The sequence below is a fragment of the Herbaspirillum sp. genome, assembly GCF_035644555.1.
In the GTDB taxonomy this organism is placed as follows: domain Bacteria; phylum Pseudomonadota; class Gammaproteobacteria; order Burkholderiales; family Burkholderiaceae_D; genus Herbaspirillum.
Genome location: NZ_DASQOH010000069.1, coordinates 34,847 through 56,805 on the forward strand (window position 1 = coordinate 34,847; position 21,959 = coordinate 56,805).

Here is a 21,959-nt window from a genome sequence, read left to right on the forward strand (position 1 = left end):
CTTGAGGCTAGAAGACAGGTTCATACCAGGCCGAAAGCGGCCAGCAGCATATCGATCAGCTTGATGCCCACGAACGGCACCAACAGACCACCCAGACCGTAGATCAGCAGGTTGCGACGCAGCAGCACGGCCGCGCCCAGGGCGCGATAACGCACTCCACGCAGGGCCAGCGGGATCAGGCCGACGATCACCAGCGCATTGAAGATCACGGCCGACATGATGGCCGAGTCGGGGCTGGCCAGATGCATCACGTTCAGCGCGCCCAGCTGCGGATAGGTCGCCACGAACATGGCGGGAATGATGGCGAAATACTTGGCCACGTCATTGGCGATGCTGAAGGTGGTCAGGCTGCCGCGCGTCATCAGCATCTGCTTGCCGATCTCGACGATCTCGATCAGCTTGGTCGGATTGGAGTCCAGATCGACCATGTTGCCGGCTTCCTTGGCCGCCTGGGTGCCGCTGTTCATGGCCACGGCGACGTCGGCCTGGGCCAGCGCCGGGGCGTCGTTGGTACCGTCACCGGTCATCGCCACCAGCTTGCCTTCGGCCTGGTGCTGGCGGATCAGCGCCAGCTTCTGCTCCGGCGTGGCCTCGGCCAGGAAATCGTCGACACCCGCTTCGGCAGCAATGGCAGCGGCGGTCAGGCGGTTGTCGCCGGTGATCATGATGGTCTTGATGCCCATGCGGCGCAGTTCGCCGAAGCGTTCCTTGATGCCGCCCTTGACGATGTCCTTCAACTCCACCGTGCCGAGGATGCGGATCGGCGCACCCTGGTTGACCACGGCCGCCTCGGCGTGCCATTCGATGACCACCAGCGGCGTACCGCCTCGACGGGCGATGGCTTCCACGTCACTCTCCACCTGCGCCGGCAGGCGCTGGTCGGCCGAGCGCACCAGCTTGCGGATGGCATCGGCGGCGCCCTTGCGGATACGGCGGCTGCCGAGGTCGATGCCGGAGACACGGGTCTGTGCCGAGAATGGAATGAATTCCGCGCCCAGGCCGGCCATCTCGCGTTCGCGCAGGTTGAAGCGGTTCTTGGCCAGTACCACGAGGCTGCGGCCTTCCGGCGTTTCATCGGCCAGCGAAGCCAGCTGGGCGACATCGGCCAGTTCGCGCTCGGCCACGCCCGGTGCCGGCATGAAGGCGGCGGCCTGGCGGTTGCCGAGGGTGATGGTGCCGGTCTTGTCCAGCAGCAGCACGTCGACGTCACCGGCGGCTTCCACCGCACGGCCGGAGGTGGCGATCACATTGGCCTGCATCATGCGGCTCATGCCGGCCACACCGATGGCCGAGAGCAGGCCGCCGATGGTGGTCGGGATCAGGCACACCAGCAAAGCGATGAGGGCTGTCACCGATACCGGCGCACCGGCACCGGCGGCGGTCACCGAGAAGATCGAGAACGGCAGCAGGGTCACCGTCACCAGCAGGAACACCAGCGTCAGCGCCACCAGCAGGAGCGTGAGGGCCAGTTCATTGGGGGTCTTCTTGCGGCTGGCGCCTTCCACCATGGCAATCATGCGGTCCAGGAAAGCTTCGCCCGGATTGACCGAGACCCGCACCACGATCCAGTCAGACAGCACGCGCGTGCCGCCGGTGACAGCCGAAAAATCGCCGCCGGATTCGCGGATCACCGGTGCCGATTCGCCGGTGATGGCGCTCTCGTCCACGGTGGCCACGCCCTCGATGACGTCACCGTCGGCCGGCACGGTATCGCCGGCTTCGATGAGGATCAGGTCGCCCTTGCGCAGGCTGTCGCCTTCCACCACTTCACACTGGCGGGCGGCGGCGGCAGTGCCTGCCACCGAGGCCGCATTGCGCAGCTTCTTGGCCGTCACGCTCTTCTTGACCCCGCGCAGGGCTGCAGCCTGGGCCTTGCTGCGGCCCTCGGCCAGGGCTTCGGCGAAGTTGGCGAAGAGGACCGTGAACCACAGCCAGGCGGCTACGGCGCCGATGAAACCGGCCGGCGCCTCACCCTTGCCGACCACGGCCTGGATGAACAGCAGCGTGGTCAGGATGCTGCCGAGATAGACCACGAACATCACCGGATTGCGCCACTGCACGCGCGGCGACAGCTTGCGCACGGCGTCGGCCAGGGCCGGCTTGACGATCTTCGGATCGAACATCCAGCGCGCGGTCTGCGCGGCGGACGGAATGGCATCGGCCTGCAGCTTGCTGGCAGCGGCCGGAGTATTGCTGGAAGGGGTAGTCATAGGTTTTCCGTTGCGGGTTGCTGCGCGGCACGGGCCATCTCCGCCCTTGCCGCGCACGCCATCGAATCAATTACATCGCCATCATCTGCAGGTGTTCCACCACCGGACCCAGCGCCAGTGCCGGCACATAGGTCAGCGCGCCCACCAGGATCACCGCACCGATCAGCAGGGCCACGAACAGCGGACCATGCGTGGGCAAGGTGCCGGAGGTGGCCGCCAGGCGCTTCTTGCCGGCCAGCGAACCGGCCATGGCCAGCACCGGCACGATGATGCCGAAGCGGCCCAGCCAGGTGCAAAGGCCGGTCGTGATGTTGTAGTACGGCGTATTGGCCGAGAGCCCGGCAAAGGCGCTGCCGTTGTTGTTGGCAGCCGAGCTGAAGGCGTACAGGATTTCCGAGAAGCCATGCGCACCGGGGTTGGCGATGCCGGCCAGGCCGCCCTCCACCATCACCGACAGGGCGGTGAAGATCAGCACCAGCGCCGGGGTCATGAGGATGGCGATCGACATCATCTTCATGTCGAACACGCCGATCTTCTTGCCCAGGTATTCCGGCGTGCGACCGATCATCAGGCCGGCGATGAACACCGCCAGCACCGCGAAGATGAGCATGCCGTACAGGCCCGAGCCGACGCCGCCGAACACCACCTCACCCAGTTGCATCTGCAGCATCGGCACCAGTCCGCCCAGTGGCGAGAGGGAGTCGTGCATGGCATTGATCGCACCGCAGGAAGCCGCCGTGGTGATGGAAGCGAACAGGGCCGAGGCCGGGATGCCGAAGCGGGTCTCCTTGCCTTCCATCATGCCGGGGCCGGAAGCGTGCAGCGATGCCAGCATGGGATTGGCCTGCGATTCGCTGTACATCAGCACCAGCGTGAGCACCACGAACAGCAAGGTCATCGAGGCCAGGATGGCCCAGCCCTGGCGCCGGTCGCCGACCAGCACGCCGAAGCTGGTACAGAGCGCGGCCGGAATGATGAGGATGGCCAGCATCTGCAGGAAGTTGGAGAGCGGAGTCGGGTTTTCGTAGGGGTGGGCCGAGTTGGCATTGAAGAAGCCACCGCCGTTGGTGCCGATCATCTTGATGGCTTCCTGCGAGGCCACCGGTCCCATCGGCAGGGTCTGCCGGTCGGTGCTCTGGGCATCGACCAGCGGTTCACCCTTGGCATCCTTCAAAGGCTGGCCGGCAGCATCCAGTTTTGGCACGGTGTAGTGGGTCACTTCCAGCGTCTTCACTTCCTGGTAGGAGCGGAAGTTCTGGATGCTGCCCTGCTGCACCAGCACCAGGGCCAGCACCACCGACAGTGGCAGCAGCACATAGAGCGTGCTGCGGGTCAGGTCCACCCAGAAGTTGCCGATGCCCTTGCTGCTGTGACGGGCAAAGCCGCGAATGAGCGCAAAGGCGATCGCGATGCCGGTGGCCGCCGAGAGGAAGTTCTGCACCGCCAGTGCCGCCATCTGGGTCAGGTAGCTCATGGTGGCTTCACCCGCATAGCCCTGCCAGTTGGTATTGGTGACGAAGCTCAAGGCGGTGTTGAAGGAAGAGTCGGGGCTAATGGTGGGCAAGGCCTGCGGATTGAGCGGCAACCATTGCTGGAGGCGCTGCAGCAGGTACACCGCGATCAGCCCGAGGAAGTTGAACAGCACCACGGCGATGGCGTACTGCTTCCAGTCCATGTCTTGCTCGCGGCTGATGCCGCAGAGGCGATAGAAAACGCGTTCGACGCCACCGAAGAGCCGGTTCACGCGGGACTTGCCCTCCATCACGCGGGCCATGTACCAGCCCAGCGGCAGGGAGAGAATCAGCAGCACGGCCAGGTAGAGGCCGAGCTGGAGGTAGTTGTTGCTGTCCATGTCAGAAGTCCTCCGGCTTGATCAGCGCATAGACCAGGTACAGCAACAGGGCAATGGAAACCACCAGCCCCAGCAGATACATGAGGTTCATTTCTTCTCGCCTTCCTGCCGCTCCAGACGGCTGCACAGGGCGATGAATGCCCACATCGAGATGCCGCAGACCAGCAGCATGCCCACGTAGAGAAAATCCGTTTGCCACATTTCCCACTCCATTGTTGACGTTGTGTCCCGCTGCTCCGGGAACCGGATTCAGCGACAGTGGAACGATAGGGAAAGCGGCATTAAATCCGGGTAAATGTTTGGGGCGGGGGTGTAAACAACACGTAAACGCGGGCCGGCAAGGTGATGACGTGCGGGCGGAGCGAGGTAGGGCCGGGCGAGACGAGGTGATTTGCAGGATCGGAGGTTTCTCTGGCGTCCGAGTGCGCACTACAGGTCGCCAACACCATCGACATTGCGCGCAACGTGCCGCGCCTGGAGTTCTCTCTGCGTCTTCTCCAGTTCTGCTTCCAGCAGCTTTACGTCAGGCAGCACGGTTTGGTATTGGGCCGCCATGATTTTGTTGGGCAGACCTTCCAGGGCGTAGCGGGCCAGCGCCGATCTGGCACGGGCGCACAGGATCAGGCCGACCGGCGGATTTTCATCCGGCAACGTCCAATGCTCACGGGCATAGTTGCAATACATATGCATCTGCCCGACATCGGCATGACTGAGCTCCCCCAGTTTCAGATCGATGATGACGAGGCAACGCAGGCGGCGGTGAAAAAACAGCAGATCCACGCGGAACCAGCTTTCGTCGATGCGCAGTCTGCGCTGGCGGCCGACAAAGGTGAAGTCGCTACCCAGTTCAAGCAGGAAATCTTCCAGGCGTCGGATGAGCGCCTCCTCCAGATTGGATTCGGAATACTCATCCTTGAGGTCGAGGAACTCCAGCACGTAGGGATCTTTGATCACCTCATCTGGCGTGACGACATCCTGGGGCTGCTGCTGGCTCCCTTCTTCAAGCATGGTGCGCTTGTTCTTCGACAGCAAGGCGCGGGTGTGAAACTGGGAACTGATCTGGCGGTCTAGCTGGCGTACACTCCACCCGCCACGCAGTGCTTCTGCTTCGTAGAATGTCCGCTCTTCCGCCGAACGCGTACGGCGCATCAGGTGGATATAGTGGGTCCAGGACAGCGGGAATACTTGCGCCATCTGACGGATGTCGAAATGTCTGGTCAACGACCTTGGGGGTAGCGCCAGGCTGCCTGCTGGCGATATCCGAATCAGTGATTCGGATATCGCCGAAGGCGGATAGGTCTGGTAGAACAAGCGCATGGATTCCAGTGAGTCTACGCCGAACCCTCGCCCGAAGCGGGCAGACAGGTCGGCCGACAGACGCTTGAGCAAAGCCTGTCCGTATCCTGCCCGCTCCCTGCCACCCTGCTCCAGCTCGACGATGCGTCGCCCGATCTCCCAATAGCTGGCCGTCATGAAAGCATTGACGCTGCGTGCGGCAGCGCGTCGGGCCGTCTCGATCAGGTCCACGATCTCGGTGTGGGCGGCGGCGTAGTCGGCATGATCCGACGAATCGGATTCGGGACGATTGACCATGTGTATAGGTAGCTACGCAATACGGGAGCTGGACACGATGGTCGGTTCTCCGTCGGATTGTCGGAATTCAACATCTGGTGGGGCGGCGAGAGCTGTTTTCACGATCGTCGAGTCCGTAGTAGCGAATGAAGAGATGACTGAAACGTAGATATCGCAGAGTCCGGGATTATCTGCGACCAGCATGGCGCGATAAGAAGCCGCTTCGAAGAAAACGTAATAAATCGAAGAATGTCTTTTGAATGCAAGGTCTGGATCGCGTCCGGATTCAGATTGGCAGGGCATCACGCCGAGAAGACGCTGGAATACCTGACAACCGCAAGACACCATGGCGGCGCTACGGTAATAACGAGGGGAGAAACGGGAAGAGAAAACAACAGCGGCCGGCAGCGCCGGCCGATCAAACGTCGGACACCTTGCCCAGTTCGACGCGGTTCTTGCCCAGGCGCTTGGCGGCGTACATGGCCTTGTCGGCCATGGCCAGGAGTTCTTCGGGGCCGACTTCGCCGTCCAGGTCGGGATGGTAGACCGCCACCCCGATACTGCTGGAGATGTTGACCGTGGAGTGGGTCAGCTGGAAGGGTTCGCGGATGGTATGGAGGACCTTCTCGGCCACCATCAGGGCGTCTTCCTGGGATTGCAGGTTTTCCAGGATCACCACGAACTCGTCACCGGCCAGGCGCGCCACGGTATCGACATCGCGTACCGAGCGTTGCAGGCGACGCGCAAATTCCACCAGCAGTTCATCGCCGGCCTCGTGACCGTAGCGGTCATTGATGCCTTTGAATCCATCCAGGTCCATGAAGAACAGCGCCAGCAGCTGGTGGGCGCGACGCGCGCGCATCATGCCCTCGGGCAGGCGGTCGCTGAAGGCGCGCCGGTTGGGCAGGCTGGTCAGCACGTCGGTCAGGGCCAGTTCGCGCATCTGGTCGCGGAAGGCCAGGCGTTCGGTGATGTCGTGCAGGAAGGCGATGAACAGATGGCCGCTCTGGCGCTTGACATGGCCGACCGTGATCTCGATGGGCAGCTCATGGCCATCGTGATGCAGGGCCTGCAGTTCGATGCGGTTGTTGATGACCACGCTGGTGCCATCCTCGAGGAACTGCGCCATGCCGCGATTGTGGGCGGTACGCATGTCGGGCGGGATGATCAGTTCGGCCATGTCGCGTCCCATGGCCTGGTCGCGCGGCCAGCCCAGCAGCAGCTCGGCCTGGCGGTTCCATTCCACCACCCGGCCCTGTTCGTCGGCGGCGATGAAGGCGTCCTGGGCGTTTTCCAGGATGGCGCGCAGTTCGGCGGCGCTTTCTTCCAGCTGGATTTGGTTGGCCTGCTGCTGGTCCAGCGCCTGCTGCAGGGCCTTGGCGGTCTCGTGCAGGCGGCTGGTGCGCTCGGCCACACGCTGCTCCAGGCTCTCGTTGAGGGAGCGCACTTCACGCAGGTAGCTCTCTTCGCGCGCCACCATGTTGACCAGGGTGGACGAGAGCAACTGGATTTCGCGATAACTGTCCACCCGCGGGATGGAGACCTCCGCATGTCCTTCGGCGCGCTGCTCCAGCGCCGCCGAAAGGGCATTGATGGGCGCCACCAGGCGCCGCGTAAGGAAGTAGGCCAGTATCACCAGCAACGCGCCGGAAAGCGTACCCACCACGATCACGCGCCGTTCCAGGTCACGGAAAGCCGCCAGCGCCACGGTCTCGGGCTGGCGCACGATGATGTTCCAGTTCAGTTTCATGCCGCCCTTCTGACCGGTGCGGGCATAGCCGGTGACGTAGCGCCGGCCGTCGGGCCAGGTTTCCAGCAGGGAGCCGCCTTCGCCAGAGTTGCGCGCGGCGCGCACGCTGGCGGTGTCGAGCTTGGTCTCTTCGAGATCGCCCGGGCCGAGGATGGCGGTACCGTCATCGCGCACGATGATCACGTCTACATCGTAGCGGTTGCCGGTCGGATCGAGCAGCTTGGCAGCGATATCGCGCGCCCAGGCCCAGGACAGGTGCATGCCCAGCACCCCCACCAGGCGACCGTCGGCATCCTGCACCGGGGCGGACAGATCGACGAACCGCCAGGGTTCGGACTGGGCCGGCAGCTTCTTGCTCAGCAGCACGGCGGGATGGTAGTCACCCGCGTATTCGCGCTTCTGGCCTTCCTGGAACCAGGGGCGATCGGCGACGCTGGCGCCTTCCAGCAAGCCATTGGTAGCCGCCAGCACACTGCCATCGGGACGGGCCAGGCCGATCCAGGCATAGCGCGGCACGCTGGCCTGCAATTCGTTGAGCACCCGGCGGATACGCGCGACGTCGCTGGCACTGCGGATGGAGGGCCGCTGCAACAGCAGGCGCAGGTCGATCTCGCGCTCGTTCATGCCGCGTTCGAGCGCATCCTGCATCTGCCAGGCCAGCTGCTTCATGCGCGTCTCGGCTTCCGAGCGCGCGTAGCCGCGCGTGAACTGATCCACAAGAATCAGCACTGACACGGTCGTGATGAGCACGGTTATAACCACCCCCAGCGTGATCAACGACGACAGATTCGGCGGAGATGGGGCTTTTTTCTTGTTCAATTCAGACAAAATGCTGCGATACGGCTGGATGCATGACGGCTCCCCTGTGAACCGCTTAGGTATACGGCATCTTGCCAGAACAGCTATGGTTTTTCATCGCATTTCCCGAAAAACTTCGAGAAAAATTTTACATAGGAAAATACTCACAAAAACTCCGCTCGCACGACCCCATCAAAGGCGCGAGACTGCGGGGAAAAGCGCGCAATAGCCGACATTTCCCGACCGGCGGGAAATGCAAAAAGACAACGGATGGCGACGATCTGTGGGGATCATGGCCATCCGTCGGGAAGGAAGAAAAAGAGGCTTACAGGCCGGCGCACACACCATCGGCACGGGGATCGGTGGCGCCTTCGATGACGCCGTCCGGATGCACGCAGACTGCGCCGGCGTGTCCCATCATGTCGGTGTATTCCTCCACCACCTGCACTTCATGACCTGCCTGGCGCAGGGCGTCAATGGTGGCGGCCGGTACCCTGCCTTCGACCTTCAGGTTGGTGGAGACATCGCCCCAGGTCCGCCCCAGCAGCCAGCGCGGTGCGCTGACGGCGGCCTGCAGGTTCTGGCCGAAGAGCACGTGACGGGTGAATACGGCGGCCTGGGTCTGCGGCTGCCCTTCCCCGCCCATGGTGCCATAGGCCAGGGTGCGGCCATCCTCCAGACGCGCCAGCGAGGGATTGAGGGTATGGAAGGGCAGCTTGCCCGGCTGCAACTGGTTGGCGCCATCGTCGAGGGTGAAGCTGGCGCCACGGTTCTGCCAGACGATGCCGGTATCGGCCGGCACCACGCCGCTGCCGAATTCCCAGAAGATGCTCTGGATGTAGCTGACCACGCGGCCCTGCGCATCGGCCGCGCCCATCCAGATGGTGTCGCCGGGCTTGGCCGGATGCGGCCAGGGCGCGGCCTGCTGCAGGTGTATCTGGCGGGCTTCCTGCTCCAGTGCATCGGCCAGCAGCCAGTGGGCCGCATCCACGCTCATGTGGGCCGGGTCGGTGACATGCTTGTTGCGCAGGATGAAGGCGCGCTTGGTGGCCTCCACCAGGCCGTGGATATGGGCGAAGCCGTCGGCCTCGGTGATGCCCAGGCGGTCGAACAGGCCGATGATCATCAGCGCGGAAACGCCCTGCGTCGGCGGCGGCAGGTTGTAGACGCGGCCTGAGCGCAATTGCACCATCAACGGCTGCACGATCTGGGCGCGGAAGGCTTCCAGATCGGCACGACGCACCGGGCTGCCGGCCGCTTCCAGGCCCGCTGCCAGGGTGGCGGCGAGGTCGCCGCGATAGAAGTCGTCCAGCCCGGCTTCGGCCAGGCGCGACAGGCTGGCGGCCAGGGCGGGCTGTTTCAGCACCGCGCCCTGGGCCGGAATGCCGGCCGCGGCATAGGTGGCGGCGAAGCCAGGCTGGTCCTTGAGTTCGGACCACTTGTCGCGGGTGAGTTCATGTTGCGAACGGGTGATGGGGACCCCGGCCTGGGCGTGACGGATGGCGTCGGCCAGGAGCACCGGCAGCGGCAGCGCGCGGCCGAAGCGTTGCGCGTAATCGAGTGCGGCCGACCAGCCGCCCACGGCACCGGCCACCGTCAGCGCCGCATGCGCGCCACGGGTGGGTACCGCGCTGTAGCCATGCCCGGCATAGAACTCCTTGGTCGCCAGGCCCGCCGACGGTCCGCAGGCGCGGATGGCCACCGGCTCGCGACCGGGCTCGCTGATCAGCCAGAAGCCGTCACCGCCGATGCCGTTCATGTGCGGATAGACCACCGCGATGGCGGCCGCCGCAGCCACCATGGCTTCGACCGCGTTGCCGCCTTCGCGCAGGATCTGCGCGCCGGCTTGGGCGGCCAGGTGATGAGGGGCGGTGACCATACCGCCCAGACAGGTCTTGCTATACAACATGGCTGACTCCTGAGGTTTTTATATTGGATGGGAATGCAATGCGGCGATGATAACCGGGGACGGCGCAGCGTTCAGGCCGGCATCGTTTTCGGTACATCCATCCAGGAAACATGGGCGGCGACGATGCGCCAGCCCTGCGGCAGGCGCAGCCAGGTATGGCTCTGGCGGCCGATGCGCGCTTCCCCCTCGCGGGTGAACTCGGTATTGGCCACCGCGTAGTCGCGGCCATAGGTGGTAATGACCGTCTCGCGCAGGGTGCGCATCAGGTTCTTCGGCGAGCGCCCCTGGCGAAAGGTGCGGATGGCTTCGGTGCCGACCAGGTTCTCGGTGGCCCCGTAACGCACCGTGTGCGGCCCATCGAGGAAGAGTTCATCCAGCGCTTCGACCTGGTTGGTGGTCAGGGCTACTTCATAACGCTGGAAGGCATGGCGCACTTCGGCCACCACCTCCGGCAGGTTGATCTCGAACGGTTGTGTCGATTCCATGCTGATTCCTCAATATCCTCAGTGGGCGCCCAGATAGGCCTTGGCCAGCGCATCGTTGGCGGCGATCTCGGCGGCCGTGCCCTGCGCCACCACGCGCCCGCCTTCGATCACGTAGGCGCGGTCGGCCAGCGACAGCGCCAGGGCCGCCATCTGGTCCACCAGCACGATGGTCATGTTTTCGCGGCGCAACTGGTCCAGTGCCGCGAACAGTTCGGCGATCACCTTCGGCGCCAGTCCCAGCGAGGGTTCATCCAGCAACAGCACACGCGGGCGCGACATCAGGCCACGGGCGATGGCCAGCATCTGCTGCTCGCCGCCGGAGAGCAGGCCGGCGCGATGATGCAGGCGCTCACGCAGGCGCGGGAAGCGCCCCAGCATCTCCTCTACCCGCGCTTCCACATCCTGCGGATAGAGGAAGGCACCGAGGCGGATATTGTCCAGCACCGACAGTTCAGGGAACACCTGCCGTCCCTCCGGCACCAGTACCACGCCATGGCGCACGATCTGCTCGGCGCGCAGATGCATCAGGTTCACGCCACCGGCGTGGATGCCGCCTTCTACCGGACGATGCAGGCCGGCCAGTGCGCGCATCAGGGTGGACTTGCCGGCGCCATTGGCACCCAGCAGCGCAATCATCTCGCCCTGCCTGACCTGAAGGTTGATGCCATGCAGGACCGGTTCGGCGCCATAGCCTGTGACCAGCTCGCCCACGCCCAGCAATTCGCTGGCACCGGCTGTTGCAGCGCGCGCCGCTGCCACCGGCTGCTGGCCGCCCTCGCCCAGGTAGGCCTTGCGCACGGCGGGATCGTTCTGCACTTCCTGCGGGCTGCCGATGGCCAGGCGCTGGCCGGCGTCCAGGACCACGATGCGGCGCGAAATCTGCATCACCAGTTCCATATCGTGCTCGACCACCACCACGCTGATGCCGGCCTCGGCGATGCGGGTCAGCAGTTGCGCCAGCAGGGTCTTGTCTTCGCGCGACAGGCCGGCAGCCGGTTCATCGAGCAACAGCACGTCGGGATCGGCGGCCAGCGCCCGGGCGATTTCCACCAGTCGACGGTCCACGTGGGCCAGATCGGCGCTGGGAATGTCCAGTGCACCGCGATAGCCGCAGAAGTCCAGCAGGCGACGGCTGCGCTCGCGCACCACGCCGGCCAGGAAGCCACGCGAGGACAGCAGGCCACCCAGGCGACCACGGCCGCAGGCCAGCGCCACATTGTCGGCCACCGACAGGCTGCCGAACAGTTGCGAAGTCTGGTAGGTACGGGCCACGCCATGACGGGCGATGCGGAAGGCCGGCAGTCCGGCCAGTTGGGTATCGCCCAGCACGAAGCGCCCGGCGCTGGGGCGATAGAAGCCGGAGAGCATGTTCAGCGCCGTGGTCTTGCCCGCGCCGTTGGGGCCGATCAGGCTGGTGACGGCGGCAGCGGGCACCTCGAAGCCGAGATCGCTGACGGCACGCACGCCGCCGAAGATCATGGTGAGTCCGTCCGCGGACAAGGTGCGGCGCGTCCTCGACGGCAGCGCCGGCTGGGCAATGTCATCGTCCTGTGGAGCGGTGACCGAAGGGGGGAAGACGGCTGGCTTGCGCAGGCGCGCAGCGAGTTTGCCCAGTAGTCCCGTCACGCCATCCGGCGCGACCCACAGTACCAGCAGCAGCAAGGCACCGAAGAACAGGAGACGATAGTCTTCCAGGCTGGACAGCAGTTCCGGCAGCGCGCCCACGATCACGGCACCGATCACCGGGCCAAGGATGGAACCGGAGCCACCCAGCACCACCACCAGTACGAAGAGGATGGACTGCATGAAGCTGAAGGTGTCCGGCGTGACGAAGGTGGACAGCGGCGCGAAGAGTCCACCCGCCAGGCCGGCCAGTGCAGCCGACACCGCGAAGGCGACGGTCTTGATCACCAGCGGATTGAGACCGATGGATTCGGCCGCCGTCTCGCTGTCGCGCACGGCGCGCATGGCTGCGCCCCAGCTGCCGCGCGAGAGCCAGCAGTAGGCGGCCAGTACCACCGCCGCCGTCACCAGACCCAGCACCGCAATCGAGCGCTCGGCCTGCAAACCCATGAAGGACGGTGCGGCCAGCCCCATGATGCCGTTCTGGCCACCGGTGAGGTCGCGCAGTTCGATGATGGCGTGCTGGATGATGAAGCTGAAGGCAATCGTGATCATGGCCAGGTAAGGTCCCTTCACGCGCAGTGCCGGCAGCGCCAGCAACATGCCCAGAGCGCCTGCGACCACCGCTGCCAGTGGCCAGGCCAGCCAGAACGACAGCCCCGCCTTGGTGGTGAGGATGGCCACCGTATAGGCGCCGACTGCATAGAAGCCGACATGGCCGAAGGAAACCTGTCCGGTCAGGCCGATCAGGACGTTCAGGCCGATGCCGACGATGGCCACCAGCGCAATGCCGGCCAGCACGAAGACGTAGTAGCTGTTGATCGAAAGCGCCAGCGTGATGGCTGCGATCAGGCCAAGTGCCGAAAACACCAGCGCGGTGGACGTACCCAGTCCGAGCTTGATATTGGACGAGGATGCCGATGCAGCCGATGCAGCCGATGTGGTGCCAGCCACCTGCGGACTGCGGGCAATGGAAGGGGGCAGACGATTCATACCTTTTTCACCTGTGCGCGGCCGAACAGGCCGTTGGGACGAATGGCCAGCACCACGATCACCAAAGCGAAGGTGATGATCTGGGTATAACCGGAACCGAGGGTGGCCGTGATGAGTGCCTCGGCCATGCCGAACAGCAGGCCGGCGATCATCACGCCCCAGGCGCTGGTGATGCCACCGAGGATGGCCACCGCGAAGGCCTTCAGGCCAAACAGCGTGCCCATGTCGGCATTGACGTTGAACAGCGGCGCGATCAGCACCCCGGCCACGCCGGCCAGCAGGGTCGAAAGTGCGAAAGCGACCGCAATCGCACGGGTGATGGGAATACCCATCAGGCGCGCCGCATCGCGGTTCTGCACCACCGCCAGCAGGGCTGTCCCCCAGCGGGTGCGACGCGAGACGGTATGCAGCAAGGCGGCCAGTGCCAGGCCGATGGCCGGGATCAGCAGGTGCAGGGGGTACACACCCAGGCCCATGCCGCCCAGTTCGATGGACGACAGCGCCAGCGGCGAAGGCAGGCTGCGCGGCTCCTTGCCGAAGGTATGCATGACCACGTTATCAAGCACGATACCCAGCGCCACGGTGGACATCAGCCAGGCATTGGAGCCCTGGCGCGCGAAGGGGCGCACCGCCAATATCTCCACCAGCAATCCGTACAGCGCACAGGCTGCCAGGGCCAGCAGGATGGCCAGCCACATCGGCCAGCCCAGGGTCTGGGCGAAGGTGAAGCACAGCACGGCGCCCAGCATCATGGAGCTGCCCTGTGCAAAATTGACGGTGCCGGAAACGGCATACGTCATGTAGAAACCGAGCGCCATCAGACCGTACATGCTCCCCAGTCCGAATCCGCTGATCAGTGCCGACAACAGCAACATCGTGTTCTCCTGGCGCCACCCGTGGCCCTGCACGGACGAGAGGTGGCGCGTTTCTTTCCAAGTTTGCGTTACTGGCTCAGGCCGACCGGCAGGATGCGGTTGTCGATGAACTGCGCCCAGACATAGTCGTCGGCCTGCAGGGCGTCATGCACACTGGGGCTGAACGGCTTGACGTAGGTCTTGATCAGGCCTTCGTAACGGTCGATCTTGTAGAAACCCTCGCGCACTGCATCGCCGTTGGTGGAACCCGCCTTGGCGATGGCCAGCGCGGCCAGCTGCATGCCGTCATAGGCATTGGCCACGCCGACGGCGGGAGTGATGTCGTCCGGCCCCTTGATGGCGGGATACTTGGCCTTGAGCTCGGCAACCACCTTCTCGCCCACCGGGGAGAGCTTGCCGAAGAAGCTGAAGGTCTGGATGAAGTGGACATTCTTCGCATTCGGTCCGGCCAGTTCGGTGAAGCGGCCGCCGGCCGGTCCCCAGTGCGACACCACCGGCACCTTCCAGCCCATGCGATCAAGCGACTTGACCACCTGCGCCGAGGGACCAACGTTGCCCACCAGGTACAGGGTATCGGCACCGGCGGCCTTGAGGCGGCTCAGTTGCGGCACCACGTCGACATCGCTGGCTTCGAACTTCTCGATGCCGGCGGGCTTCATGCCCTTCTCGGCCAGTGCGGCGACGATGCCCTTCTCGTTGGATTCACCCCAGGGATTGTTGACCAGGATCAGGCCGGCCTTGCTGCTCTTGAAGGTCTTCTGCGCATAGTTGAGCATGGCCTTGTCCACCAGCTCATCCACAGCCGAGACGCGGAAGGCGTAGTTGGGATTGGCGCCGTTCTTGGTCACACCGGTACCCGCTGCCCAGGGACCGACGAAGGGGACTTTTTCCTGGTTGATGATGGGAACGATGGCCATCGACACCGGCGTATCGAGGCCGCCGAAGAGTACCGCCACCTTTTCCTTGAAGATCAGTTCGCGTGCCGCCACCACGCCCTTGGCGGGGTTGCCTTCGTCATCGCGGCGCACCAGTTCCAGCTTGCGACCACCGAGCAGGCCGCCCTTGGCGTTGATCTCGTCGATGGCAATGCTCATGCCGCGGGTCAAGGCTTCGCCCGCCTGCGCGGACTGGCCCGACAGGGCGGTGACCAGACCGATCTTGATGGTGTCGGCGGCCAGCGCCAGCGGCGACAGTGCGGTGGCGACGGTGGCCGCTGCAGCGGCGATCAGGGTACGGCGCGTGAAACGGATCATGTGAATCCCTCCAGTAGGTTCCAGTAATTGAGTGAGTGCTCTGCCCGGCATGACTTATGCAAGGGCTATGCCAAGCAGCACCGTATCGCTTAATTATTGCCGACAATATTTATCTAATAGTCGCAGCATTTATTAGAGCTTATTGCCACCGATAACCTATTTGAATTGCAGTCAATAACGCACAGATATTGTGCAGACCCTGGAGAAAATGATGCACGCCGCACCATCATCAAGCAGCCCCCTGACCTACGATCCTGCCGCGCTGGTAGATGAATACCTGCGTGTGCTGATGATTCCCGATCCGGTGGCGGCGCGCCGTTTCGTTTCGCCGGAGCTGAAAATCCGCTTTACCGGCGGGCGCGAGATGATCGATCCGGCACAATGCGCGGCCTTCAATGCCGGCCGCTACGGCTGGGTCAAGAAGCGTTTCGAAGCGACCGAAGTGGTGGCCGGTGCCACGCTGGAACAGGCCATCGTCTACAACCGCGGCACCCTTTACGGTGTGTGGCCCGATGGCGAAGCCTTCGAAGGCAACCGTTACGTCGACCGCTACGTGGTGCGCCAAGGGCTGATCGTGCAGATGGATGTGTGGAACGACAGCGCCGAACGCATGCTGGTGCGCGCCGGTCTGGCAGAACTCTGAGGGAGGACGCATGCAGACCACGATCCTGCCACCAGGCGCCGATGCTGCGCTGGGACAAGACTCCGGCCGCGATACCTACGGCGCCCTGCCCTCGCATGGTCGCTTCGGCTATTCGGCCATCCATCGCCGGCCGCACTATCGCTGGCCCAATGGCGCCCGACTGGCGGTCTACCTGGGCTTCAACATCGAGCACTTTGCCTTCGGCGAGGGGCTGGGGGCCAAGCTGGGGCCGGTGTGCCCCGAACCGGATGTGCTCAACTACGCCTGGCGGGAATATGGCAACCGGGTCGGTGCCTGGCGTTGTCTCGAACTCTTCGAGCAACTGGGCTTGCCGGCCGGGGTGTTGATCAATACCGCGCTCTACGACCACTGCCCCGAACTGGTGGCGGCCTTTGTGGCGCGGGGGGACGAGCTGATCGGGCACGGCCACACCAATGCCCACCAGCAAGGCAGGCTGGATGAAGCGGCAGAAGCGGCGCTGCTGCGTCACTGCCGCGAGCGCATCGGCACCGAGAGCGGCGTGGCCCCCACCGGCTGGCTTTCGCCCTGGATTTCGGAGAGCCTGGTCACGCCGGACCTGCTGCAGGAAACGGGATATCGCTACACCCTCAACTGGGCGCATGACGACCAGCCGGTGCACATGCTCACGCGCAGCGGGGAGACGCTGTGGTCGATTCCCTATCCGCAGGAGTTGAACGACATTCCCATGATCGTGGCACGCCAGATGGACGGGCGCGATTTCGCCCGCATGATCGTGGACAACTTCGACGAGATGCTGGAACAATCGGTGCAACAGCCGCTGGTAATGGGGATTGCCCTGCATCCTTATCTGGTGGGCCAACCCTACCGTCTGCGCCATCTGCGCAGCGCCCTGCAACATCTGGCGGCCGCCCGCGATCGCGGCGAGATCTGGTTCACCACCCCCGGCGCCATCTGCGACCACGTCGCATCGCTGGAACAATTGCGCCAGCCTTTCTGAGGCTGACATCCGTTTCTGGAGAATGAGTTGAACACTGCATCACGCATCACCCCCGCCACCACCGACTTTGATATCCATGACCATGTCGCTGCCTTCGTGCCGCATGGACGCTTCACCCTCGCCGGGGCCGCCAGTGGCCCGCTGGCCGGACTGCGCTTTGCCGCCAAGGACCTGTTCGACGTGGCCGGCCATCCCACCGGCGCGGGCAATCCCGACTGGCTTCGCACCCATCCAGTACCAACCACCAGCAATGCACTGATCGATCAGTTGCTGCAGGCCGGCGCGACGCTGGTCGGCAAGACCCTGACCGATGAGCTGGCCTACAGCATCCATGGTGACAACCACCACTACGGTACGCCGATCAACAGTGCCGCCCCGGAGCGCGTGCCGGGTGGCTCTTCCAGCGGTTCGGCGGCGGCCGTGGCGGCACGCTTGTGCGACTTCGCACTGGGCACCGATACCGGCGGCTCGACCCGGGTGCCGGCCAGCTATTGCGGCGTGTGGGGCTTGCGCACCAGCTTCGGCCTGCTGTCCACGGCCAGCATGGCGCCGCTGTGCCCCAGCTTCGACACTGCCACCTGGCTGGCGCACGATCCGGAGGTCTTCGAGCGCGTCGGCCGGGCGCTGCTGCCGGGAACCGCCGATACGCCGCTGCGCAAGGTGCTGCTGCCGTTCGATATGCTGGAACTGGCCGATCCTGAATTCCACCCTATCCTGCACCGGGTCTATGAGGGCCTGCGCAACACCATGCCGGGCGAGCACATGCGTCTGTCGGGCGCGGAGGGGGAGTTGGAAAGATGGCGCCTGGCCTACGTCAGTGCCTCGGCCCATGATGCCTGGCAATGCCACGGTGACTGGATCAGCCAGACCCGGCCGCTGTTCGGCCCCGCCGTGCAGGCACGCTGGGACATCGCGCGCGACACCAGCGCCGAGACCGCCCGCGCCGCACGGGAAAAACAGGACCTGGTACGCCATCGGGTGCGCACGTTGCTGGGGGCCGACGGGGTGGCGGTGATTCCCTCCGCCTCCAGCGTGGCGCCGCTGCGCGATGCCAGCGCGGCCGAGATCGATCAGGTGCGCGCACGCACCTTCCGCCTGACCTGTGTGGCTGGACTGGCGGGTCTACCGCAGGTGAGCCTGCCCTTTACCAGCCCCGCCGGGCTGCCGATCGGCGTATCATTGCTGGGCCCGGCGGGCAGCGACCTGGCCCTGATCGGGCTGGCGACCCGCATCTGGCGCTCGCTGCAAGGCGGCGCCGGCTGAGTTCCGGGCGCGAACCACCACTCGACAAGACGATGAGCGACACCTCTCCCCGCAAGACTGCCAAGCCCTCTTCCCGTACCCGCAAGCATCCGGAGGTGAGCCCGGCACCGGCCCGACAGAGCCGCGCCGGCCGTCCCCGCGTGCGGCACGACGCACTCACCGATGCCCCGGCCCTGGTACTGGACGGCGAAGCGGGCGAGGACATCATCGCCCGCATCTACCAGACCGTTTTCGACAGCGTGATGAGCCAGCGCCTGACGCCGGGGACCAAGCTGCCGGAGGCGGCCCTGTGCGAGCTGTTCGGCGTGGGACGCACGGTGGTGCAGAAGGCCTTGCAGAAACTGGCGCATGAACACATCGTGGAGTTGCGGCCCAATCGCGGGGCGGTGGTGGCCATGCCGACGCCGGAAGAGACACGCGAAATCTTCCAGGCGCGACGTGCACTTGAAGGCGCCATCATGCGCCTGGCGGTGCAGAACGCCACCCGCGCCGACCTGGCCAAGCTGCGCCGGCAACTGAAGGAAGAACACGAGGTCATGCACAGCTATGCGCAGACGCACTGGGCGCGGCTGGCGTCGTCCTTCCACATGCGGGTGGCCGAACTGTCGCGCAATGCCACGTTGCAACGCTACCTGAGCGAGCTGGTGTCGCGCTGCTCGCTGATCGTGGCCCTGCACGAGCCTGCCGGCTATGCGGCCTGCGAGCATGACGAACATACCCATATCGTGGACCTGATCGAACGGGGCGATGCCGAGGGCGCGGTGGCGGCCATGGAAGCCCATCTGCTGTCGCTGGAAGAACATATCCACCTGGTCAGCGAGAAGAGCGGCAATAGTCTGGCGCGGATGCTGGGGATGGAATAAGCCTTCGATTGAAGGCGAGAAAAAAGGCGGCAGGGATCACACGTCCCTGCCGCCTTTTTGTCTGTGGCGTTACCGCCGGACTAGACGGTCACTTTTTCCTGCAGAGCCGCACGGGCCTCGGCAGCAATCTCGAAGGAATGCAGGCGCGCCGCATGATCGAAGATCTGCGCGGTAATGATCAGCTCATCGGGCGCATGTTCGTCGATGAAGGCCTGCAGGCCTTCCTGCACGGTGTCGCGGTCACCCACCACGGCACAGGCCAGCGAGCGCTCGACATGGGCTTGCTCGCCCGGCTGCCAGAGCGCGTCGATGTCATCCACCGGCGGTCGCAACTGGCCAGGCGTGCCACGGATCAGGTTCAGGAATTGCTGCTGCAGCGAGGTGAACAGGCGCTCGGCTTCGCGCTGGGTATCGGCGGCGAAGACGTTCAGGGCCAGCATCACATGGGGTTTCTTGAGGGTGGCCGAGGGCTTGAAGCGCTCGCGATAGATCTGGATCGCCGACTTCATGAAGCCGGGGGCGAAGTGCGAGGCGAAGGCAAACGGCAAACCCAGTTCGGCCGCCAGCTGGGCGCTGAACATGCTGGAACCGAGCAGCCAGATCGGTACCTTGAGACCGGCACCGGGGACGGCGCGCAGGGACTGGTAGTCGGACGGGTCGTCGAAATATTCCTGCAGTTCCTGCACGTCCTGCGGGAAGTTGTCGGCGGTATCCCCGCCCATGTGGCGGCGCAGGGCGCGCGCGGTGCGCTGGTCGGAACCGGGAGCGCGACCCAGGCCCAGGTCGATGCGACCGGGATAGAGTGACTCCAGGGTGCCGAACTGTTCGGCGATGACCAGCGGCGAGTGGTTGGGCAGCATGATGCCGCCGGAGCCGACGCGGATGCTGCGGGTGTTGGCCGCAACATGCGAGATCACCAGTGCGGTGGCGGCGCTGGCGATGCCGGGCATGTTGTGATGCTCGGCCAGCCAGTAGCGCTTGTAGCCCAGCGCTTCGGCGCGCTGCGCCAGTTCCTTGCTGTTGTTGAAGGCCTGGGCGGCGTTGCTGCCCTGGTTGATCGGGGACAGATCGAGGACGGAAAACGGAATCATGAATGGATCCTAATGGGCGCGGCAGGATCGCCGCCGCGCCGGTTGCCGGGAAGCGCTCCCGGAATGGGCGTGGGCGTCAGTCCAGCTTGACCACCAGCTTGCCGAAGTTCTTGCCCTGCAGCAGGCCCATGAAGGCCTCCGGCGCGTTCTCCAGGCCTTGCACCACGTCTTCACGGTAGTGCAGCTTGCCTTCCTTGAGCCAGGTGCCGACTTCCTTCTGGAAGGCGGCATACAGGTCGGGCCGGTTGACGTAGTAGTCGAAGATGATGAAGCCCTGCACGCGGATGCGCTGGGTCAGCACGCGGCGCAGGAAGGCGGCGCTCTCGGTGGCCAGGGTGCCACCGTTGTAGTGGGCGATCAGGCCGCACACCGGCACGCGGGCGTGGATGTTGAGCAGCGGGAAGACGGCGTCCAGCACGGCACCGCCGACGTTTTCGAAATATACGTCAATGCCACGCGGGCAGGCGGCCTGCAACTGCTGCGCGAAGTCGGCGGCGCGGTGGTCGATGCAGGCGTCAAAACCCAGTTCCTTGACCGCCGATTCACATTTCTGCGCACCGCCGGCGATACCGACCACGTGACAACCGCGCTGCTTGGCGATCTGCCCCACCAGCGAGCCGACGGCACCGGTGGCGGCCGCCACCACGACGGTTTCACCTGCCCGCGGCTGGCCGATATCGATCAGGCCGGCATAGGCCGTGTAACCCGGCATGCCCAGCACACCCAGCGCATGCGAGGGATGGGCGAAATCGGCCGGCAGCTTGTTGACGCCGCTGCCGTCGGAGATGGCGTACTCCTGCCAGCCGGTATAGGCCATCACGCGCTCACCTTCCTTGAAATCGGGGTGACGGGAGGCCACCACGCTGGACACGACGCCACCGGTCATGACGCCGTCGATTTCCACCGGCGGGGCGTAGGAAGGGGCATCGCTCATGCGGCCGCGCATGTAGGGGTCCAGCGACAGCCACTCGCCGCGAAACAGGATCTGCCCTTCCTTCAGTTCGGAGATGGCGACTTCTTCCAGGCGGAAGTTGTCGGGACCGGGGGCGCCGGTCGGACGCGAGGCGAGGACGATGCGGCGGTTGGTCTTGGCAATCTGGGTCATGGGTATTCCTTTCTGTTTTCTGTTTTCTGTTTTCTGTTCAATGAGGGCGAGCGCAAGATGTTCCTGTTGCGCTATCGCGCTACTGCGGCTGCACCAGTACGCGCCGGGTCACCAGCATGGCGGCTTCCATCGGCCTGCGATCGCGGCTGAGCTTGGTCAGCAGACTGGCACCCAGCCATTGCTGGTACAGCATGGTGGCCGTGGCCAGCGGTTCCAGCACGGTGTGCAAGGACCCTTCGGCGATACCCTCCTCGATGCAGCTGGCAATGCGTTCGATAAAGCGCTGCGTGCCGGCGTGCAGGACCTGACGCATGTCTTCGGAAAGATCGGCGACCTCGGCCGAAAGCTTGACCACCAGGCAGCGTTGCTCTACTTCCTGGCAGCACTGGCTTTCCAGCCAATAGCCCCAGTAGGTCAGCAGACGCTCGCGGGCGCTGCTGTCATGGCTGGATTGACCGAGCACCTGTTCCAGCCGGTCCAGGTAACCGGCCACATAGTGCTCGATCAGTTCGCGGCCGTATTGTTCCTTGGAACCGAAGTAGTGATAGAAGGAGCCCTTGGGAATATCGGCAGCGGCCAGGATTTCGGACAGCCCGACGCCGGAGAAGCCTTTTTGCGCAATGATTGCACGGCCGGCCAGGAGGATGTTGCGTTTGTTTTCGCCATAGTTTTCTCGCATGGCGACCATTCTAACG

17 protein-coding genes are annotated in these 21,959 nt (G+C 64.6%); 4 read left to right on the top strand and 13 right to left on the bottom strand.

The genetic code is table 11. From position 1 onward, the window contains the following. Positions 1-20: 20 nt before the first annotated feature. The 10 genes from kdpB to VE092_RS18770 form a co-directional block, all read right to left on the bottom strand. Positions 21-2,210: a potassium-transporting ATPase subunit KdpB gene (kdpB, locus tag VE092_RS18725; RefSeq protein WP_414653510.1), complete on the bottom strand. Its 2,190-nt coding sequence runs from the start codon at positions 2,208-2,210 to the stop codon at positions 21-23. A gap of 70 nt (positions 2,211-2,280) precedes the next feature. Then, positions 2,281-4,062: a potassium-transporting ATPase subunit KdpA gene (kdpA, locus tag VE092_RS18730; protein ID WP_324879375.1), complete on the bottom strand. Its 1,782-nt coding sequence runs from the start codon at positions 4,060-4,062 to the stop codon at positions 2,281-2,283. Between the two features lies 1 nt (position 4,063). Beyond that, positions 4,064-4,153, bottom strand: coding sequence for a K(+)-transporting ATPase subunit F (gene kdpF / locus VE092_RS18735; protein WP_017452361.1), 90 nt, complete (start codon positions 4,151-4,153; stop codon positions 4,064-4,066). 338 nt (positions 4,154-4,491) lie between these two features. Beyond that, complete coding sequence (locus tag VE092_RS18740; protein WP_324879379.1) at positions 4,492-5,655, bottom strand: PDDEXK nuclease domain-containing protein; 1,164 nt, start codon at positions 5,653-5,655, stop codon at positions 4,492-4,494. Positions 5,656-6,052: 397 nt separating this feature from the next. Continuing rightward, positions 6,053-8,053 carry a diguanylate cyclase domain-containing protein gene (locus VE092_RS18745; RefSeq protein ID WP_414653511.1) on the bottom strand — a complete coding sequence of 667 codons (2,001 nt, stop codon included), beginning with the start codon at positions 8,051-8,053 and terminating at the stop codon, positions 6,053-6,055. A 454-nt stretch (positions 8,054-8,507) separates the two neighbouring features. Then, positions 8,508-10,091: a gamma-glutamyltransferase family protein gene (locus tag VE092_RS18750; protein WP_324879382.1), complete on the bottom strand. Its 1,584-nt coding sequence runs from the start codon at positions 10,089-10,091 to the stop codon at positions 8,508-8,510. Positions 10,092-10,162: 71 nt separating this feature from the next. Further along, positions 10,163-10,576: an oxalurate catabolism protein HpxZ gene (hpxZ, locus tag VE092_RS18755; protein WP_324879384.1), complete on the bottom strand. Its 414-nt coding sequence runs from the start codon at positions 10,574-10,576 to the stop codon at positions 10,163-10,165. An 18-nt stretch (positions 10,577-10,594) separates the two neighbouring features. Beyond that, complete coding sequence (locus VE092_RS18760; protein WP_324879386.1) at positions 10,595-13,192, bottom strand: branched-chain amino acid ABC transporter ATP-binding protein/permease; 2,598 nt, start codon at positions 13,190-13,192, stop codon at positions 10,595-10,597. Next, positions 13,189-14,067: a branched-chain amino acid ABC transporter permease gene (locus VE092_RS18765; RefSeq protein ID WP_324879388.1), complete on the bottom strand. Its 879-nt coding sequence runs from the start codon at positions 14,065-14,067 to the stop codon at positions 13,189-13,191. Before VE092_RS18765 ends, VE092_RS18760 begins: the two co-directional genes overlap by 4 nt. Positions 14,068-14,135: 68 nt before the next feature. Beyond that, positions 14,136-15,320 (bottom strand): ABC transporter substrate-binding protein, encoded by a 1,185-nt coding sequence (locus tag VE092_RS18770; protein WP_324879390.1) that lies wholly within the window; start codon positions 15,318-15,320, stop codon positions 14,136-14,138. Positions 15,321-15,531: 211 nt separating this feature from the next. Between VE092_RS18770 and VE092_RS18775 the strand changes: the two genes are divergently transcribed. From VE092_RS18775 to VE092_RS18790, 4 genes are read left to right on the top strand one after another with little or no spacing between them, the layout of a single operon-like run. After that, positions 15,532-15,963 carry a nuclear transport factor 2 family protein gene (locus tag VE092_RS18775; RefSeq protein WP_324879392.1) on the top strand — a complete coding sequence of 144 codons (432 nt, stop codon included), beginning with the start codon at positions 15,532-15,534 and terminating at the stop codon, positions 15,961-15,963. A 10-nt stretch (positions 15,964-15,973) separates the two neighbouring features. After that, positions 15,974-16,942, top strand: a complete 969-nt coding sequence (locus tag VE092_RS18780; protein ID WP_324879394.1) for a polysaccharide deacetylase family protein — start codon at positions 15,974-15,976, stop codon at positions 16,940-16,942. Between the two features lie 27 nt (positions 16,943-16,969). Beyond that, positions 16,970-18,205, top strand: a complete 1,236-nt coding sequence (locus tag VE092_RS18785; protein ID WP_324879396.1) for an amidase — start codon at positions 16,970-16,972, stop codon at positions 18,203-18,205. A gap of 32 nt (positions 18,206-18,237) precedes the next feature. Continuing rightward, positions 18,238-19,068, top strand: coding sequence for a GntR family transcriptional regulator (locus VE092_RS18790; protein WP_324879398.1), 831 nt, complete (start codon positions 18,238-18,240; stop codon positions 19,066-19,068). 80 nt (positions 19,069-19,148) lie between these two features. Here the strand turns inward: VE092_RS18790 and VE092_RS18795 are convergent, their stop codons facing one another. From VE092_RS18795 to VE092_RS18805, 3 genes are all read right to left on the bottom strand, one after another. Continuing rightward, positions 19,149-20,159 carry an LLM class flavin-dependent oxidoreductase gene (locus VE092_RS18795; protein WP_324879400.1) on the bottom strand — a complete coding sequence of 337 codons (1,011 nt, stop codon included), beginning with the start codon at positions 20,157-20,159 and terminating at the stop codon, positions 19,149-19,151. Between the two features lie 76 nt (positions 20,160-20,235). Then, positions 20,236-21,264 carry an NADP-dependent oxidoreductase gene (locus VE092_RS18800; RefSeq protein WP_324879402.1) on the bottom strand — a complete coding sequence of 343 codons (1,029 nt, stop codon included), beginning with the start codon at positions 21,262-21,264 and terminating at the stop codon, positions 20,236-20,238. A gap of 79 nt (positions 21,265-21,343) precedes the next feature. After that, complete coding sequence (locus VE092_RS18805) at positions 21,344-21,943, bottom strand: TetR/AcrR family transcriptional regulator (protein ID WP_324879404.1); 600 nt, start codon at positions 21,941-21,943, stop codon at positions 21,344-21,346. Between the last annotated feature and the right edge of the window lie 16 nt (positions 21,944-21,959).

Bases quoted from the DNA above. Each gene is read 5' to 3' on its own strand.
- kdpB (WP_414653510.1), bottom strand. From the start codon at position 2,210: ATGACTACCCCTTCCAGCAATACTCCGGCCGCTGCCAGCAAGCTGCAG.
- kdpA (WP_324879375.1), bottom strand. From the start codon at position 4,062: ATGGACAGCAACAACTACCTCCAGCTCGGCCTCTACCTGGCCGTGCTG.
- kdpF (WP_017452361.1), bottom strand. From the start codon at position 4,153: ATGAACCTCATGTATCTGCTGGGGCTGGTGGTTTCCATTGCCCTGTTG.
- VE092_RS18740 (WP_324879379.1), bottom strand. From the start codon at position 5,655: ATGGTCAATCGTCCCGAATCCGATTCGTCGGATCATGCCGACTACGCC.
- VE092_RS18745 (WP_414653511.1), bottom strand. From the start codon at position 8,053: ATGAAGCAGCTGGCCTGGCAGATGCAGGATGCGCTCGAACGCGGCATG.
- VE092_RS18750 (WP_324879382.1), bottom strand. From the start codon at position 10,091: ATGTTGTATAGCAAGACCTGTCTGGGCGGTATGGTCACCGCCCCTCAT.
- hpxZ (WP_324879384.1), bottom strand. From the start codon at position 10,576: ATGGAATCGACACAACCGTTCGAGATCAACCTGCCGGAGGTGGTGGCC.
- VE092_RS18760 (WP_324879386.1), bottom strand. From the start codon at position 13,192: ATGAATCGTCTGCCCCCTTCCATTGCCCGCAGTCCGCAGGTGGCTGGC.
- VE092_RS18765 (WP_324879388.1), bottom strand. From the start codon at position 14,067: ATGTTGCTGTTGTCGGCACTGATCAGCGGATTCGGACTGGGGAGCATG.
- VE092_RS18770 (WP_324879390.1), bottom strand. From the start codon at position 15,320: ATGATCCGTTTCACGCGCCGTACCCTGATCGCCGCTGCAGCGGCCACC.
- VE092_RS18775 (WP_324879392.1), top strand. From the start codon at position 15,532: ATGCACGCCGCACCATCATCAAGCAGCCCCCTGACCTACGATCCTGCC.
- VE092_RS18780 (WP_324879394.1), top strand. From the start codon at position 15,974: ATGCAGACCACGATCCTGCCACCAGGCGCCGATGCTGCGCTGGGACAA.
- VE092_RS18790 (WP_324879398.1), top strand. From the start codon at position 18,238: ATGAGCGACACCTCTCCCCGCAAGACTGCCAAGCCCTCTTCCCGTACC.
- VE092_RS18795 (WP_324879400.1), bottom strand. From the start codon at position 20,159: ATGATTCCGTTTTCCGTCCTCGATCTGTCCCCGATCAACCAGGGCAGC.
- VE092_RS18800 (WP_324879402.1), bottom strand. From the start codon at position 21,264: ATGACCCAGATTGCCAAGACCAACCGCCGCATCGTCCTCGCCTCGCGT.
- VE092_RS18805 (WP_324879404.1), bottom strand. From the start codon at position 21,943: ATGCGAGAAAACTATGGCGAAAACAAACGCAACATCCTCCTGGCCGGC.